The sequence below is a fragment of the Pseudomonadota bacterium genome (assembly GCA_039818985.1).
GTDB lineage: Bacteria > Pseudomonadota > Alphaproteobacteria > Sphingomonadales > Sphingomonadaceae > Alterisphingorhabdus.
Genome location: JBCBSU010000001.1, coordinates 1,804,584 through 1,820,422, shown reverse-complemented (window position 1 = coordinate 1,820,422; position 15,839 = coordinate 1,804,584). Strand labels below are relative to the sequence as shown.

Sequence of the window (15,839 nt, the reverse complement as noted above, 5' to 3'; positions counted from 1 at the left end):
TGCCCTATCCTTTAGGAGAGAAGGTGAAGGAAGCGCCAGTCATCATTATCGGGGCAGGGATGGGTGGTCTGGTGAGCGCTGCCCTGCTCTCGGCACGCGGCGTGCCGGTGGTGGTAGTGGAAAAGGAGCAAAAGCCCGGCGGTAAGGCGCGCAAAGTGGATATAGAAGGACAGGGCGTGGATGCCGGCCCGACTGTTTTCACCATGCGGCCATCGCTGGAGGCGATTTTTGCCGATGCCGGTGCAGAGCTGGCCGACCATCTCGACCTGAAACCCGCTGACCGTATCGCCCGCCATGCCTGGGATGACCGTGATATACTCGATCTTTTCGCCGATGAGCAGCGCAGCATTGACGCGATTGGCGATTTCGCCGGCGCGCAAGAAGCCGAAGGTTTTCGACGCTTCAGCCGTGATGCGCAGAAGATGCTCGACATATTGAACGAGCCTTTCATGCATGGCAGCAAGACCAGCCCTTTGGGCCTGATGCGCAGGGTGGGCTGGAGCCGTGTCGGAAAGCTGCTGGCGATCAGGCCGTTCCAGACGATGTGGAGTGCGCTTGGCGGTTATTTCAAGGATGTACGCCTGCGCCAGCTTTTTGGCCGCTATAGCACCTATTGCGGCTCCTCGCCCTTTGAAACTCCGGCCACGCTGATGCTGATCGCCAGTGTCGAGGCACGCGGGGTCTGGCTGATCAGCGGTGGCATGAGTGCGTTAGCCAAGGCGTTGGAAACGGTGGCCGCCAAAAACGGTGCCGCTTTCCATTATGGCGATGCGGTGAAGGAAATCACCGTTGCCGGTGGCAAGGCCAAGGGCGTTACCCTGGCCAATGGCGAGCAGCTGGAAGCGCAGGTGGTTATCTGCAATGCCGACCCTTCGGCATTGGGCACAGGGCTGTTCGGTGCTGCGGCCAGCAAAGCAGTCGATGCCATCAGCAAGGACAAGCGTTCCTTGTCCGCCATGGTCTGGCTTGCCCATGCCGAAACCGGCGGCTTTGAACTCGACCATCACAATGTGTTCTTTTCCGATGATTATCCTCGCGAATTTGCCGAGATTGCATCGGGAAAGCCACCGGACAGGCCAACCGCCTATGTCTGCGCACTGGATCGCGGGGGCGGCGGATGGCGCAAAGGGGAACCAGAACGGCTTCAAGTCATTGTTAATGCACCAGCCAATGGCGATTCCCACGAATATACCGAGGAGGAGAAAGAGCGATGCACAGCAAACATGCTGCATCAACTGAGCCATTGCGGTCTGGATGTGAAGCAGCCCATGGCGCACCAGCTGGTGACGCCCAGCGCCTTCCACAGGCTCTTTCCGGCGACGGGTGGAGCCCTTTATGGACGGGCCTCGCACGGCTGGGCGGCGTCCTTCCTCCGGCCCGGCAGCAGGACACGGGTGTCTGGGCTTTATTGCACGGGCGGGGGGACCCATCCGGGGGCGGGAGTCCCGATGGCCGCCTTGTCCGGCAGGATAGTGAGCGAGACGGTGCTGGAAGACCATTTTTTGACGCGTATGTCCCGCCCACCGGTTATCACTGGTGGTACCTCGACGCGATCAGCGATGACGCGCGCTATGGACTGACCATCATCGGCTTTGTCGGCAGCGTCTTCTCGCCCTATTACAAGAAATCCGGTCGCAATATTCCGCTCGACCATTGCTCGATCAATGTCGCACTTTATGGCAAGCGCGGGGCCCGCTGGGTGATGACCGAACGCGATGCTGCGGCAAGCCGTCAGGAATGCGACATGCTGCAAGTTGGGCCGAGCGCGATGCGCTGGGACAAGGATCGGCTGATCATCGATATAGAGGAGCGCGACAGCCGCATTCTCAACCCCTTTCGCAGGCGGGTCAGGGGGCAGGTGATATTGCACCCGGAGATGATAAATGGGCATGCCTTCAAGCTCGATCCGCAAGGGCGCCATAGCTGGCGACCGATTTCGCCCCAGGCGCGCATAGAGGTGAAGATGGAGCAGCCCGATCTGTCGTGGAACGGTAACGCCTATCTCGACAGCAATCATGGCGATGAGCCGATTGAAGACGGCTTTCGCAGCTGGCACTGGTCACGCGCCCATATCGGCAAGGAAGTGGTGGTGATCTATGAAGGTTGTCGCCGTGACGAAAGCCATTTTGCCAGTGCGCTGCGTTTCGATGCTTCAGGTACACCGCATGAGGTGGAGATGCCTCTGGTCGCGCCTTTGCCGCGTACCTTTTGGGGCATGGAGCGCCAGACCCGTGCCGACAGGGGCTTTGCTACCGTGTCCAAGACCTGGGAGGACTCACCCTTTTATGCGCGCTCGGCGCTGTCGATGCGGCTTTTTGGTGAGCCGGTCATGGCGGTGCAGGAGAGCATCTCGCTCGATCGGCTGATCAACCCGGTGGTGCAGTTGATGCTGCCTTTCAGAATGCCGCGCGAACGCTCATGATGCGGCGCAATCTTCGGAGTTCTCCTCCGCAGCCTTTTGCGCCGCCTTCTCCTTGTCTTTGGCTATTTCGCGGCTGACCGACCAATATTGCCAGCCGACAAAGCCGAGCATCAGAGCACTGAAAATGGCCATTTCGATAAAGCCGAGACTATTCATGCAACCGGTCCATTTTCTGCCGCTATCTCTTATCTCTCCGACAATAGCCTAGCGCTTCAGATGTTCGGCGGCAAATGCACGGATAAGGTCTACCGCGCGTTCGGCATCCTCTTCATGCGCCAGATGACCAAGCGCTGCCATGTCCTGTGTCACCGCTCCTGGGATTCTTTCGGCTGCGGCGAGGACAGAGGCTCTAGGAATGGCGCTGTCGCGTTCGGCGGCAAGCAGCAGCACCGGGGCGCTGATCTCGCTCAGCCGGTCGCGCAGCGTATCGAGATCCCAGTTCGCCATCATGCGAATGGCGCCGTCGCAATGTCCCGAATGGCGGAACAGCTTCTGATATTGCGCGATACCGGCCTGGTCGATAGTCGAACCGGTGGAACGTTTGAGGAATTTTTCGGCCTCGCCTGGTCGGCTGGCCATCCGGGAAAAAATGATCGCGGTTAGCGGGTTGGTGAACAGCATTCTTGCCAGTGACGGGAAGATCCTGGCTGCGAGTCCCGGGAAAGGCATCAGTGCCGGGGTGAAACCAATTAGCGGCATATCCCATTGCCGGTCGAGCAGTATCTGCGTGCCGATGGCGGCGCCGGCGGAGTGACCGATGATCAGATCGGGCCGTATGCCGAGATGTTCAACCAAATCGCCTACTGACTGCGCCATGGCGGGCAGGGTGACGCGCCGCTGAAAAGTCGATCGGGTGAAGCCATGGCCGGGCAGATCGGGGGCGATGACGCTATAATGCTGCGCCAGCAGCGGCAGTAGATCGCGCCAGCTATGCGTTGCCGCTCCGGTGCCGTGCAACAAAAGGATGGCAGGGGCATCCGCACTTTCAGTTCCCATTTGCTGCACATGCCAGCGATAGCCCTGATGGCTGACAAATTGGCTGGCGCTGTGATTAGGCCAGTCGCGGCCTTCGCGTTCCCAGACCGGATAGCGCTGGGCCATCAGCTTTGGTCCTGGCCGACGCTCTCGATCGCCTCGACCATGGCGGCACTCTGCGCCCGGGGTAGCGGAAAATAGCGCCCGCGCAACGCCGCTGCCAGCGCTGCCGCTTCTGGCCGCGGACGCGGCGAAATATCCAGCACAATGGCGGGCAGGGCCTGTGCCGCGATCGCCCTGGCGGCATTTTCGGCTTCCTCCATCGCGCCCTTGCGGTCAGGCGTGCCGTCGCCCAGCACATTGGCCTTGCCATCGGTGAGCAGCGCGATGGTTGGAGTCTGGCCGCGCTTGACCGCGGCTTCGGCCAGTTGCTGTGCGGCAATCAGTCCCGCCGCCAGCGGTGTCCCGCCACCACCGGGTAGCGCGCTCAACGCTCGTCGCGCCCGTGTCAGTGAGCGGGTGGGCGGCAGCAATATCTCGGCGCCATTCTGCCGGAAGGCGATCAGCGCCACCTGCGAGCGTTTGATATAGGCCTCGGCCAGCATCAGTTCGACCGCACCCTTGGCCTCGGCCAGTCGAGCAAGTGCCGAAGACCCGGAGGCATCGACCGCGAAGATGGTCAGGCTCTCGCGTCGTTCCTCGAAATGGCGCACACGCAGATCGGACTTGCGGATATGGATTTTGTCCGGATCCGCATCCTGATCTGCTGCTTGGGTGCTGTTGCGACGGATGGTCTGCCATGGTGCTGCGGCGCGCAGGCTGTCGATCAGCGCCAGCCGCTTGCCATTGCCGGGGATACCGGGGCGGGTACCCAGCGGTCGCCCGCGCATGGTCGATTTGCTCTTCTGGCCCGATTTGCCGGCGCTCGATGGTCCCCCGCTACGGATATTGTCCTTGATCTGGTCGAGTATATCGGGTGGAATCGCGGCTACCGCCGCCTTGAGCAAAATATCCTCGAGCGGGATATCCTCAAGGCTCTGCTCCTCATCGCCATCACCCGGATCGTCTTCCGGCTCCTCTGGCGGCGGCTCGTCTTCCGGCGGGGGCTGTTCCTCCGGCGATGGTTCGGCGGGGGGCAATTGCGTCGCGCGTGGTGCAAGCACCAGCCGCACGGCAGCAGCGAGATCGGCATCATCGGCACTGCTTTCACCGAACAGCGCAGCATGGCGGCGGGCGACATTCTGGGCGAACAGCAAAGGGCGCACCGAATAGATGCCTAGCATTGCCGCAGTCACCGCCAGCGATTTCTGCTGTTTTTTGGTCAGTCGCGCATTTTTGCTTTCGGGCGGTGCCGGGGCCAGTTCTGCTATGTCGAGCGACCGGATACGACCGAGGTCGCAGCGAAAGGCAATGCGCTCGATCAGCGCGCGTGACGGGGCCTCATCGGTCTCGACGGAATCGTCGAGAAGAATCACCGCCATTTCGTGCGTGTCGAGTGCCTGGGCGATATGCGCGGCGACATCTTCGGCCATGCGCTCGGCCATCGGTATTAGCAATATCCCGCCACGCGCCTGCTCGATCAGCCCGGCGCGCTCGACTCGCCGCCCGCTGGCAAGCGTTGCGGTGAGGTCGACACCGCCGAGCAGGCGCTCATTATCGACATTGATCGGAATTTTGACCACCGGATGGTCAGCGCCCAGCCGTTCGACCATATTGATGACCAGCGCGTCACGCACCGGGCCGAAGCCGCGCAGGCAGATACCCCTGAAGCCGAGCGGATCGTTACAGAACAGCTGAACCGCCAGGCTATGGTCAAGAAGCGCCTGATCAGCATCATCCGGGTCAAGAAGCGGATCGTCTGTGACCGGGTCGTTCAATCGAACAGCTCTTCCAGTGCCCGTTCGATCCGCACTGTCGATCCGGTCTCATCGAGCACATCACGCCGCAGCCGGTGGCGCAGCGCCAGCGGTGCCATGGTCCTGAGATGCTCTCGGGTCACCGCCTTGTCGCCATTGAGCGCGGCCAGCGCCCGCGCCGCACGCATCAGCGTCAGTTCGCCACGCAGGCCATCGGCGCCCACCGCCTTGCAGATTTCGGCGGTGTCCTTGAGCATATTGGCCGAAGTCTTGATGCCTGGAAGCGCCTTCTTCGCTCTGGCAATCTTGCGTAGCACCTTGGCATCTTCCGGCTTCCATTTCTCGGCGAATTTCTTGCCATTGCGTTCCTGCTCGTCGCAACGGCGCATGATCTCGACCCGCTCGTCTATCGATTCCGGTGTGCGTACCTCGACAGACAGGCCGAAACGGTCGAGCAGTTGCGGTCGCAATTCGCCTTCCTCCGGGTTGCCGCTGCCGATCAGCACGAATTTCGCCGGATGGCGGATGCTCATGCCATCACGTTCGACCAGATTTTCGCCCGATGCCGCGACATCGAGCAGCAGATCGACGACATGGTCCTCGAGCAGGTTGATCTCGTCAATATAGAGGAAACCGCGATGCGCCTTGGCCAGCAATCCGGGTTCAAACTGCTTCTCGCCATGTGCCAGCGCCCGCTCAAGGTCGAGTGTGCCCAGCACCCGATCTTCGGTGGAGCCCAAGGGTAAATCGACAAAAGGCACAGGCACCTTGCGCACCCGTCTGGTGGCCTGCGGATCGACAAAGCCATCGGGATTATCCGGATCGCAATTATAGCGACTGCCTTGCAGAACGCGGATGGGGGGCAGGGTTGCGGCGAGTGCCCTTGCGGCGGTGGATTTTCCGGTGCCGCGATCGCCGAAGATCATGACACCGCCGATACGGCCATCGACCGCGGACGCCAGGAGGGCGAGTTTCATCTCGTCCTGGCCGACAATTGCGCTAAAGGGGAATGCACTCATAGAGGCAGGTCTAACATGCAGTCAGATGTATGAAAAGATAAACAACTCAAGGTGTAAGGCTGATTATACCTAGAGCTTTGACTAATCACCGGAAAGGATGCGCAGTTCCCCCCTGGTGCTGTCGCCGGACGGCTCGAGGGTGATAGTATAATCCTCTCCATCATTGGTTTTGCCGATGATTCTGTTGCCGTTGCGCCGGGCCGTGGCACCATCCTCAGACATTTTGCTGACAAACCAGTCGGCGACGCTGTCAGCATCAGCAGGTGCGGTGAAACGGATCGACACAACCGACTGCGACGCGCCATTATTGCTGTTGCTGTCGATATTGATGCCGTTGACGCGTGATCCGGGATAGAGTCCTTCGGCACGGCCATTGGCATCATCGGTGGTGATCTCGTCGATTGGCAGGTCAATGTCCATCGAGAAACCGTCAGTGTCGATAGAGAAGGACAAGCTTTCCTCTTTGCCGTCCTTGCTGCTTGCGGACGCACTGGCTGCGCTGGTGCCGTGTGACCGGCCGCTGCTGCTGTCGGCGGCGACAGTCTCGCCTCTATCGACCGGCTGATCGGCGCTTTGGCTGCAGCCCGCGCATATCAGGGCCATTGTCGCCATCAGGGCAAAGGTTCGCATGTCGGTTCCTCATCTATCTGTGTTATTTGCATAATACAGTATAGCGACCAAGCGACAAGGTCAACAGCGCCCTGGTGCACCAGAGAACAAGGGTCAGAAAGGGAACAGAGGTGCTACCCGGACGCGCAAACGGGGGCCGACCTTTCGGTCGGTCCCCACTGCGCCAGTCTATCGGGTGACCGCATTGGAAATCGCTTTCCATCGCAATTCCGACGCAGGGATACGGGATCCCGCCTCTGAAACTGCTGCGGGCCTTGCGGTCCAGCGATGCATGTCGCCCTACCGTCCGGCGTCCGATGCTTCCAAGCGGCGGGCTGATCCGAAAATCACACTCGCCGCTTGTCCGCATCCGATAATGCCTTCAACTCTCCTGTACCGCCTGCTGCTGCGCCCATTTGCATAGCCGCTGCTACCGGCTGGTCCATTCGATCCAGCATCATCCATCAGTCAAACGATGACAGCGAGGCCATCAACGCCTTTTCCGATGATCGAAAGTCTTTCGTCATGCCACCGTTTCCACCTCACGGCTTCAACACACAGCCCTTCCGCTCCTGTTTCGGCGTCCACCGTTGCCAGCGTCTTCCGTCTCTTTCGCTTCAGGCCCGTACTCTAAAATCTCCTGCATTTTCATGCACTTGACTTTATTTCCTGTCATGTCGTCATCGTTTCGACAATTCAAAGCTGTCATGGCTGAGCCGGGTTCGCAACACAAAATGGATGAAGTTATCCACAGAGGGTGACGCTTTCCGGTGGATAAATATGTGGACAGTAACTTACACTCTCCACTGCGACATCTTCTCCCGTAGTCACGCAATAATATGACTCCGGTCCAGACGATTCCCGACTGCCGACTCAGCGATTCCGGCGACCGAGCAATCTGAGTCGCAAGGCGTTCAGTTTGATAAAGCCCTCGGCATCGCGCTGGTCATAACTCCCGGCATCATCCTCGAAGGTGACCACGTCCTCGCTGTAGAGGTTAAAGGCGACATCGGCCTTGCGCCCGACCACCTGCGCCAGCCCCTTGTAAAGCTTCAGCCGCACTGTGCCGGTGACATTGCGCTGGCTGTGGTCGATCGCCGCCTGCAGCATCTCGCGCTCGGGCGAGAACCAGAAGCCGTTATAGATCAGCTCGGCATAGCGCGGGGCCAGTTCGTCCTTGAGGTGCGCCGCGCCGCGATCGAGCGTCAGCTGTTCGATGCCGCGATGCGCAATGTGATAGATGGTGCCGCCTGGCGTCTCATACATGCCGCGTGATTTCATGCCGACAAAGCGGTTCTCGACCAGATCGAGCCGACCGATGCCGTGCGTTTTGCCGAGTTCGTTCAGCTTTGCCAGCAATGTCGCCGGGCTCATCGCCTGACCATTGATCGCCACGGCATCGCCATGCTCGAAATCGATGGTGATATATTCGGGTGTATCGGGCGCGTCTTCGGGATTGTCGGTGCGCGAATAGACATAGTCCGGGGTTTCTTCCCAGGGGTCTTCGAGCACTTTGCCTTCCGATGAGGTGTGTAGCAAATTGGCATCGGTGGAAAAGGGCGCTTCGCCACGCTTGTCCTTGGGCACGGCAATCTGGTGCTGTTCGGCAAATTCGATCAGCCTTGTGCGGCTGGTCAGATCCCATTCACGCCATGGTGCGATGACGGTGATGTCTGGATCGAGTGCATAATAGCCGAGCTCGAAACGCACTTGGTCATTGCCCTTGCCGGTAGCACCATGGCTGACTGCATCGGCACCGACCTGGTGGGCAATTTCGATCTGGCGCTTCGAGATGAGCGGCCGCGCGATTGAGGTACCAAGCAGATACAGCCCCTCATAAAGGGCATTGGCGCGCATCATCGGGAAGACATAATCGGCGACAAATTCCTCGCGCAGATCTTCGATGAAGATATGTTTGTCGGGAATGCCCATGGCCTCAGCCTTGCGCCGTGCCGGTTCCAGTTCCTCACCCTGACCCAGATCGGCGGTGAAGGTGATAACCTCGCAGCCATATTCGGTCTGCAGCCATTTCAGGATGACGCTGGTGTCGAGCCCACCCGAATAGGCGAGGACGACCTTATTGACGCTGTTCTTGTCTGGGGCTTGGCTCATGCTGGGGTTCCTGCTGGCGACGATGCTGTGAACGCAAAATGATTGTGGCGCGTAACAGGCTGCCGGAAAGGGTGCAATATGCTACTGTCGGCTGAGGGAGGACAGGATCATGGCACAGGCAGAACTCAAGACACGCGAAAATGATAGCGATGTGAACGCCTTTGTTGATACCGTCGAGCATGAGGGACGGCGCGAGGATGCCAAGGTGCTGATGCAGCTATTCCACAAGGTCACAGGCGAACAGCCGAAAATGTGGGGCGGTTCGATCATCGGCTATGGCCGTTACCATTATAAATATGACAGTGGGCGTGAGGGCGATATGTGCCGCAGCGGATTTTCCCCGCGCAAGGCCAATCTGAGCCTCTATATCATGGGGCCTTATTGTGACGATGAGACGCGGGTAAAGCGCGATGCGCTGCTGGAAAAGCTCGGCAAACACAAAATGAGCAAGGCCTGCCTCTACATCACGCGACTGAAAAATGTTGACCTCGACGTGCTGGAGCAACTCATCCACGAAAATTGGGATTATATGAACCGCGCCTATCCGGAGTAACACTGTCTACCATAGCGGCGTCGTCGCTGCCTTTGACAAGACAAGGCTGGTAACCAGGCCCAATGTTATCAGCGCGAAAAAGGCTGTGAGCAATTTCTGTTTTCTGGCCTGACCCGTAAGGAGCAGAATAGCGGTTGCGCCGCCATTGGATGCTATGCCCATCAGGATCACACCCCAGGGGAGCTGGCCTGCTCCCAGCGTTGCCAGGCCGCCGACTTGCATAACTCGCATGCCAATGCCGCCCGGCTGGGGCAGGCGCTGATGGCTCTGGCACCTGCAGCCGATCATCAGGCTGTAGAGGATAGTTGCCTGATCATTTGTCATTTATGGGGGCATATGATCCGGCTAGCGGTTCTTGCCGATGATAATGCGCGCGCTGAAAATCTGCTCGATCAGTAAGCATCATGATCGCCGGGCATTTGCACTCATTTTTCAGCTAACGGTCTTATTGCGATATTCGCGTTCCACCTCGGCAATATAGTCGCGTGTAAGGGGGAGGACATCGCGGCGGCGGGTGAGCTGGATTTGCGCGTTCATATGGCCGTCATGGAAAAACGCATTGGCGGCAGCGGCGAGATAGAACATCCACATGCGGTAAAAGCGCTCATCATATAGCTCTTCTATCTCCGCGCGCCTGGCCTCACAGCTTTTGTACCAGTACACCAGTGTATGGCCGTAATGGACCCGCAAAATCTCTATATCGGTAGCCCATAGCCACGCCTTTTCGACATGTGGGATGATCTCGCTCAGCGCCGGGGCATAGCCGCCGGGGAAGATATATTTCTGCGTCCAGGGGTCAGTGACGCCGGGGCCGTCGGCACGGGCAATGGTGTGGACCAGCGCGACGCCATCAGGCTTCAGCCGGTCGCGGATACTATCGAAATAGGCTTGGAAGTTGGGCCGACCGACATGCTCGAACATGCCGACCGAAACGATGCGGTCAAAACTCTCCTGGACATGGCGATAGTCGATCAGTTCGAATGTCACCCTGTCGGCTACGCCTGCTGCCGCAGCACGTTCGCGCGCGACCTTCAGCTGCTCTTCCGAGAGTGTAATGCCGGTCACGTGCGCGCCGGAGACCTTATGAATATAGAGCGACAATCCGCCCCAGCCACAGCCGATATCGAGCACATGATGATCGGGCTTCAGGTCCAGCTTGGCAGCGATATGCGCCATCTTGTCCTGCTGCGCCTGTTCCAGCGTGTTGCCTGTGTCGATGAAATAGGCACAGCTATATTGCCGGTCGGCATCGAGGAACAGGTCGTAGAGCCGGTCGTTGAGATCATAATGATGCGCCACATTCTTGCGGCTGCGCACCGAGTCATTGACCTGCTGGATGCGCGACAGGATGCGCTGTGATTTCCACAGCCCGACCCGGGTAGGATTGTCATAGTCCCAGCGCATATTGAACGCGATCAGGCCCAGCAGTGCAAAGATATCGTCATTCTCGATGGTCAGGCCGCCATCCATAAAGGCCTCACCCGCGCCGAGTGCCGGATTGCGTGCTATCCGGCTGGCCGTAGCCTTGTCGGCGATTTTCAGCCTTACCGGGCCATAATCGTCATGCGGTGTGCCATAGCTATAGGCTTCGCCATCCGGGCCCTCGACTTCGAGTACGCCCTGGGTGATGATCTTGTTCAGAAACCGGTCCAGCAACCACATTTTTCGCGACCCCAATCCTATTTTTCATCGTATCTCTGTCGAAATTTCCGCCGAGCGCAAGTCAAATCCCCGCATACCAGGCATAGTCGGCGACATCTTCCCAATAGCCGCCCTTGCCGCCATAGATTCCGGTCAGACTTTCCACCGCCTCTATCCGCACGACATATTTGGCGTGCTTGTATCCCAGTTGCTGCTCGACCCGCAGCCGCAGCGGTGCCCCATTGCCTACAGGCAAAGGTTGGTCATTGAGCGCCCAGGCAAGGATGGTCTGCGGATGCCAGGCATCGATCAGGTCGATACTCTCATAATAGGGAATGCCATAGAGTCGGTCGGCGCAATGGAACACCAGATAGCGCGCATTGTCCTTCAACCCGGCCTGTTGCAGCAGGTGCGACAGCCGCACCCCGGTCCATTTGCCGATAGCGCTCCAGCCCTCGACACAATCATGCCGGGTGATCTGGCTCTGCTCCGGCATTGCGCGGATTTCCTCCAACGACAGTTGCAGCGGTTTGTCGACTAGACCATCGACCACCAGCGGCCAGCCGGCAAAGTCGCGCGCTGCAAAACGGGCATAGACAGCGCTGTCCGGCTCGCTTGTGCCATTAGACGGGAAAATGCGCGAGATCGCGCTTTCGGGGAAGGTGGTGGCCAGCGCCTGGCGATCAGCAAGCGCGCGCTGCACGGTGAAATTGGCGCCCTCTGCGCCGCGCAAAACCTTGCGAAAAGATTTGCTGTCATTCAGCATATCGCAACCGCCGAGCAGTCCGCCGCCAAGCCCGAGTGCAGCGCCGCCGAGCAATTTGCGGCGCGAAAGGGTCCGTTTATCCGCCATCAATAGCACTTTCGGGCTGTAGCCGGATCGTTCCGAAAATGATGCCGCGCATCTGGTTTATCGGGCCACTCAGCAGCACCATCGCGATATGCACCAGGAAGAACGCCACCAGTGCAAAAGCGATGATGAAATGCCATGACCGCGCCGATTGCCGACCGCCGAACAATTCGGGCAGCCAGGGCAGGGCGACATTCATCTGCGGTGACATTGCCAGCCCGGTGGCGACCATCAGCGGCAGGGCGATGAAGATCACGCCGATATAGCTCAGTTTCTGCAGGCTGTTATAGCGCAGCGCTGCAGGGCCTCTGGGAAAGCGCAGCTTGAGATGATGCACCAATGCTGTTCCCAGATTACGTGGCGACCAGTCCTCGCGGCGCATATGCAGGCTATCGGCGATATGCCGGTTGAACAGGCTGACAGCCATGAACAGCAACAGTCCGAATGCGAAGACCCACGCAAAGAAGAAATGCCATTGCCGCCCGGCAGCAAGGTCATAGGTGGAGGGGATGGTGGCCCAATCGGGGAAGGCCCAGTTCTGCACCCGCCCCCGATCGTCGCGCCAATGGCCGATCACACCGGTTGAAGGAATATAGGTCCGGTTGATACGGACATAGCTGCTGGTCGGGCTGGAGCCGACAGCAAACCAGGCCGGATCATGCTTGTTGCCGGCATCGCCCCAATAGAGCCGGGGGTGAGCGTTGAAGATGGTCAGCCCGCTCATCAGTAAAACCAACAGCGTGACAGCATTGGTCCAGTGCCAGAGCCGCGTCACCAGCCCATGGCGGCGCACGGTCATGGCTCGCCCCCTGCTGCCTTGCTGGTCTTGCCTGTCTGTCATGCGGCATGGCGTATCTCGGCCATGCCCCTTTCTGCAAGCAACTTATCCTGTAGCGATGCGAAAAATATCGTGACAGACAGCGCGAGGATGACCGGCAGCACGCAAATGGTAAATCATTGCACTAACGTAATATAATGGAACGGTTTTTCATTTTCCGCCGCCTCATTCTTGCCACTTTCGGAAGAATATTATTTGCACGCTCGATTTGAGTCTGAAGGAGGGGATAATGCGCAAAACAGTTACATTACTTGCTGCCAGCCTTTGTCTGGTGATGCCACAAATAGCCGCGGCGCAGCAAATTGGTCCTGTCCCGACACAGCAATTGCCCAGCGATGTGCGCATTACCGCAGGCATTACCATTCCCCTGGGCGGTAATGGCCAGCGCGCTGATGAGGAGCCGCGCCTCGACTTGAACATTGCGCCGGAAACCAGTGCTTTTGCTTTAAGTGGTGGCACCCCGCTTCCTGTGTTTGAGCGCCATGACTTTCAACGCAGTTTCAAGCCCAAACCTCTGCTGAGCTTCAATCTGGGACCGTCGCAGCGTGTCAGTATTGCAGGGCAGACATTTTATCAGAGCCGTTTCTACCAGAATGAGGGCGATCCCGAGTCCGAAGAGAAAGACAAGGACAGCACGATAGAGAAAATCGGCAAGGGGGCGGCCATCGCCGCCCTTGCTGCCGGTGTGGTCGTTGCTGGCGGGTTGCTGGCCATCGTCATCGCCTGCAGCAGTGAAGATGGGTGTGGTGAATGATGGTATTTGGCATCATGAATCGTGAACCGACGGTGCAGCAAGAGCCCGGTAGTTTTCGGTATGCGGGCTTTCGCATTTCCCGCCATCATGGCGGCTAGCACTGCCTCCCGGATAAAGCCGGGAAGCAGTGCTCAGGCGGGCGCTTTCTCTGCCGCTTCCCGATCACGCTGCGCTCGGCTTTTCTTTTCCGCTGCGGTTTTCAACTGGCCGCAGGCGGCATCGATATCACGGCCGCGCGGTGTACGTACTGGCGCGCTGATGCCGCCTTCAAAAACGATATCCGAAAAGCGCCTGATGCGTTCGGGCGTCGAGCATTCATAGGGTGCGCCCGGCCAGGGGTTAAACGGGATCAGATTGACCTTGGCAGGGAGTTTATATTCCTTGAGCAGCCGCACCAGCTCATGCGCATCCTCATCGCTGTCATTCTTGTCCTTGAGCATGACATATTCAAAGGTGATGCGCCGCGCATTATTGGCGCCGGGATAGGCGGCGCAGGCGGCGAGCAGTTCTTCAATACCATATTTCTTGTTGATCGGCACAATCTCGTCGCGCAACGGCTTGGTGACCGCATGCAGCGATACCGCGAGGTTGACGCCGATTTCTTCGCCAACACGCGCCATGGTCGGCACGATGCCGCTGGTGGAGAGGGTAATGCGCCGCTTTGACAGTGCCAGCCCATCGCCATGCATAACGATCTGCATCGCATCGCGGACATTGTCGAAATTATAAAGCGGCTCACCCATGCCCATCAGCACGATATTGGTGAGCAGGCGGCCATCTGCGGTATAGCCGCTGCTATCGGCCTCATCATCCAGACCGTCCATTGCGCCTTTTGGCCATTCCCCCAGCGCATCGCGCGCCAACATAACCTGTCCGACAATCTCGCCCGGTGTCAGATTACGCACCAGCCGCATGGTGCCGGTGGCGCAGAAGGTGCAATTGAGGGTGCAGCCGACCTGGCTGGAGATGCATAATGTTCCACGATCGGCATCGGGAATGAACACCATCTCGAAGTCATGGCCGTCATCGGTCTTGAGCAGCCATTTGCGGGTGCCGTCCCCGGAAATCTGGTCCTCGACAATATTGGGGCGACCGATCACAAATCGTTCGGCCAGCCAGGGCCGCATCGTCTTGGCAATATCGGTCATTGCGGCAAAGTCGCTGGTGCCGCGATGATAGATCCAGTGGAACACCTGTTTGGCGCGCAGCTTGGCCTGTCGCGCATCCAGTCCGGCCTCGGCGAACAGGTCACGGATCTGCTCACGCGCAAGACCCATAAGGTCGATACGCCCATCGGCGCGCGCGGTAACGTTATCCGGGCGCGGTACGGGCACCGGATCGATATGGCCGGGTATCTGCATGGGCGGCGATATAGTGCAGCATTGGCTGAAAAGGAAGGGACCGTGTGAGAGTCTGGCCATGGACGTATTTTTGCGTCAAAGTACGGGCAATACAGCCAGCCATAATCAGGAGTCGCATCCCATGACAGAGCGCCCCCTCTCGCAAACCGCCATATTTCGAGGCGCAAGCGTATTTTTTCTTGTATCGTTGTTTTTGACCCTAATCATCGACAGCGTTCAGGCGCAGGTTCCCCGCCGGGCACCTAATCCGCCCAAGCCGCTTGCGCTGGAGAAGGTCGAAAAGCTGATCGAACGCCAGCATCGCGAGGCAGATCAGGATCGCAACGGCTATCTGACCGTCGAGGAAGTGCGCGGCCAGATAAATGCCATGGCAGAGGCGATTGTGCGTGAGCGTTTTGGCCGGATCGACACTGACGGTAATTCGGCCGTCTCCTATGCCGAGTTTGCTGCGTGGCAGCGCAGCATGGGGGCAAATGCGCTTGATGACAGGGCCGCGGCATCAGTCAGCCAGGCAATGGTTCCGAACAGCCTGCCCTTCAAGATCACCGATCGCAAATATCCGCGTGCATTGCGGCTTCTGGTCCCGCCGCTCAATGTGACGATGTTGTCTCAGGCCGACAGTAATTATGACGGACAGATCAGCGTCGAAGAACTGAAAGTCGTGCAGACAAAGCGTTTCCGGGAGCTCGACGAAAATTCGGATGGCTTCCTGATACTCACAGAATTGCCGACAAACACCAGCAGAAACCGTGGCGGCGGGCGACAGCGACCACCGTCCGATGCGCCGCCACCGCCGCGTGCCAATGGCGACAATCCACAATAAGGACCAATGTGACAGGCATTGCCGGG

General features: G+C 58.9%; 17 protein-coding genes. 6 read left to right on the top strand and 11 right to left on the bottom strand.

Annotated features, from left to right (window positions below):
* Nucleotides 1-23 precede the first annotated feature (23 nt).
* Both crtD and AAFX04_08775 read left to right on the top strand, forming a co-directional pair.
* A complete protein-coding gene (crtD, locus tag AAFX04_08780) occupies nucleotides 24-1,580 on the top strand; it encodes a 1-hydroxycarotenoid 3,4-desaturase CrtD (protein ID MEO1045518.1) in 1,557 nt (518 codons plus the stop codon).
* Nucleotides 1,553-2,422, top strand: a complete 870-nt coding sequence (locus AAFX04_08775) for a hydroxyneurosporene dehydrogenase (GenBank protein ID MEO1045517.1) — start codon at nucleotides 1,553-1,555, stop codon at nucleotides 2,420-2,422. Before crtD ends, AAFX04_08775 begins: the two co-directional genes overlap by 28 nt.
* Here the strand turns inward: AAFX04_08775 and AAFX04_08770 are convergent.
* The 6 genes from AAFX04_08770 to AAFX04_08745 form a co-directional block, all read right to left on the bottom strand.
* A complete protein-coding gene (locus AAFX04_08770; GenBank protein ID MEO1045516.1) occupies nucleotides 2,417-2,578 on the bottom strand; it encodes a hypothetical protein in 162 nt (53 codons plus the stop codon). The two genes, AAFX04_08775 and AAFX04_08770, sit on opposite strands and share 6 nt — an antisense overlap.
* A gap of 48 nt (nucleotides 2,579-2,626) precedes the next feature.
* Nucleotides 2,627-3,523, bottom strand: a complete 897-nt coding sequence (gene bchO, locus AAFX04_08765) for an alpha/beta fold hydrolase BchO (GenBank protein ID MEO1045515.1) — start codon at nucleotides 3,521-3,523, stop codon at nucleotides 2,627-2,629.
* A complete protein-coding gene (locus AAFX04_08760; GenBank protein MEO1045514.1) occupies nucleotides 3,523-5,274 on the bottom strand; it encodes a magnesium chelatase subunit D in 1,752 nt (583 codons plus the stop codon). Before AAFX04_08760 ends, bchO begins: the two co-directional genes overlap by 1 nt.
* Nucleotides 5,271-6,272, bottom strand: coding sequence for a magnesium chelatase ATPase subunit I (bchI, locus tag AAFX04_08755; GenBank protein MEO1045513.1), 1,002 nt, complete (start codon nucleotides 6,270-6,272; stop codon nucleotides 5,271-5,273). Before bchI ends, AAFX04_08760 begins: the two co-directional genes overlap by 4 nt.
* Nucleotides 6,273-6,353: 81 nt before the next feature.
* Entirely contained in the window at nucleotides 6,354-6,902 is a 549-nt protein-coding gene (locus AAFX04_08750) for a hypothetical protein (GenBank protein ID MEO1045512.1), read from the bottom strand.
* An 852-nt stretch (nucleotides 6,903-7,754) separates the two neighbouring features.
* Entirely contained in the window at nucleotides 7,755-8,993 is a 1,239-nt protein-coding gene (locus AAFX04_08745; GenBank protein MEO1045511.1) for an argininosuccinate synthase, read from the bottom strand.
* A 109-nt stretch (nucleotides 8,994-9,102) separates the two neighbouring features.
* On the opposite strand from AAFX04_08745, the gene AAFX04_08740 reads away from it, so the two are divergent.
* Complete coding sequence (locus AAFX04_08740) at nucleotides 9,103-9,546, top strand: DUF1801 domain-containing protein (GenBank protein MEO1045510.1); 444 nt, start codon at nucleotides 9,103-9,105, stop codon at nucleotides 9,544-9,546.
* 6 nt (nucleotides 9,547-9,552) lie between these two features.
* Here AAFX04_08740 and AAFX04_08735 read toward each other — a convergent pair whose 3' ends face one another.
* Nucleotides 9,553-9,777 (bottom strand): hypothetical protein, encoded by a 225-nt coding sequence (locus AAFX04_08735; GenBank protein ID MEO1045509.1) that lies wholly within the window; start codon nucleotides 9,775-9,777, stop codon nucleotides 9,553-9,555.
* On the opposite strand from AAFX04_08735, the gene AAFX04_08730 reads away from it, so the two are divergent.
* Nucleotides 9,763-9,945, top strand: coding sequence for a hypothetical protein (locus AAFX04_08730; protein ID MEO1045508.1), 183 nt, complete (start codon nucleotides 9,763-9,765; stop codon nucleotides 9,943-9,945). The genes AAFX04_08735 and AAFX04_08730 overlap by 15 nt on opposite strands.
* Nucleotides 9,946-9,978: 33 nt before the next feature.
* Here AAFX04_08730 and AAFX04_08725 read toward each other — a convergent pair whose 3' ends face one another.
* From AAFX04_08725 to AAFX04_08715, 3 genes are all read right to left on the bottom strand, one after another.
* Complete coding sequence (locus AAFX04_08725) at nucleotides 9,979-11,208, bottom strand: cyclopropane-fatty-acyl-phospholipid synthase family protein (GenBank protein MEO1045507.1); 1,230 nt, start codon at nucleotides 11,206-11,208, stop codon at nucleotides 9,979-9,981.
* A gap of 61 nt (nucleotides 11,209-11,269) precedes the next feature.
* Nucleotides 11,270-12,040 carry a molybdopterin-dependent oxidoreductase gene (locus AAFX04_08720; protein MEO1045506.1) on the bottom strand — a complete coding sequence of 257 codons (771 nt, stop codon included), beginning with the start codon at nucleotides 12,038-12,040 and terminating at the stop codon, nucleotides 11,270-11,272.
* Entirely contained in the window at nucleotides 12,030-12,836 is an 807-nt protein-coding gene (locus AAFX04_08715; protein MEO1045505.1) for a cytochrome b/b6 domain-containing protein, read from the bottom strand. Before AAFX04_08715 ends, AAFX04_08720 begins: the two co-directional genes overlap by 11 nt.
* Before the next feature lie 268 nt (nucleotides 12,837-13,104).
* Here AAFX04_08715 and AAFX04_08710 point away from each other — a divergent pair, with 268 nt between their 5' ends.
* Nucleotides 13,105-13,629 carry a hypothetical protein gene (locus AAFX04_08710; GenBank protein MEO1045504.1) on the top strand — a complete coding sequence of 175 codons (525 nt, stop codon included), beginning with the start codon at nucleotides 13,105-13,107 and terminating at the stop codon, nucleotides 13,627-13,629.
* 131 nt (nucleotides 13,630-13,760) lie between these two features.
* Here the strand turns inward: AAFX04_08710 and rlmN are convergent, their stop codons facing one another.
* Nucleotides 13,761-14,990 (bottom strand): 23S rRNA (adenine(2503)-C(2))-methyltransferase RlmN, encoded by a 1,230-nt coding sequence (rlmN, locus tag AAFX04_08705; GenBank protein MEO1045503.1) that lies wholly within the window; start codon nucleotides 14,988-14,990, stop codon nucleotides 13,761-13,763.
* A gap of 193 nt (nucleotides 14,991-15,183) precedes the next feature.
* Between rlmN and AAFX04_08700 the strand changes: the two genes are divergently transcribed.
* Nucleotides 15,184-15,813 carry an EF-hand domain-containing protein gene (locus tag AAFX04_08700; GenBank protein MEO1045502.1) on the top strand — a complete coding sequence of 210 codons (630 nt, stop codon included), beginning with the start codon at nucleotides 15,184-15,186 and terminating at the stop codon, nucleotides 15,811-15,813.
* The last annotated feature ends 26 nt before the right edge of the window (nucleotides 15,814-15,839 follow it).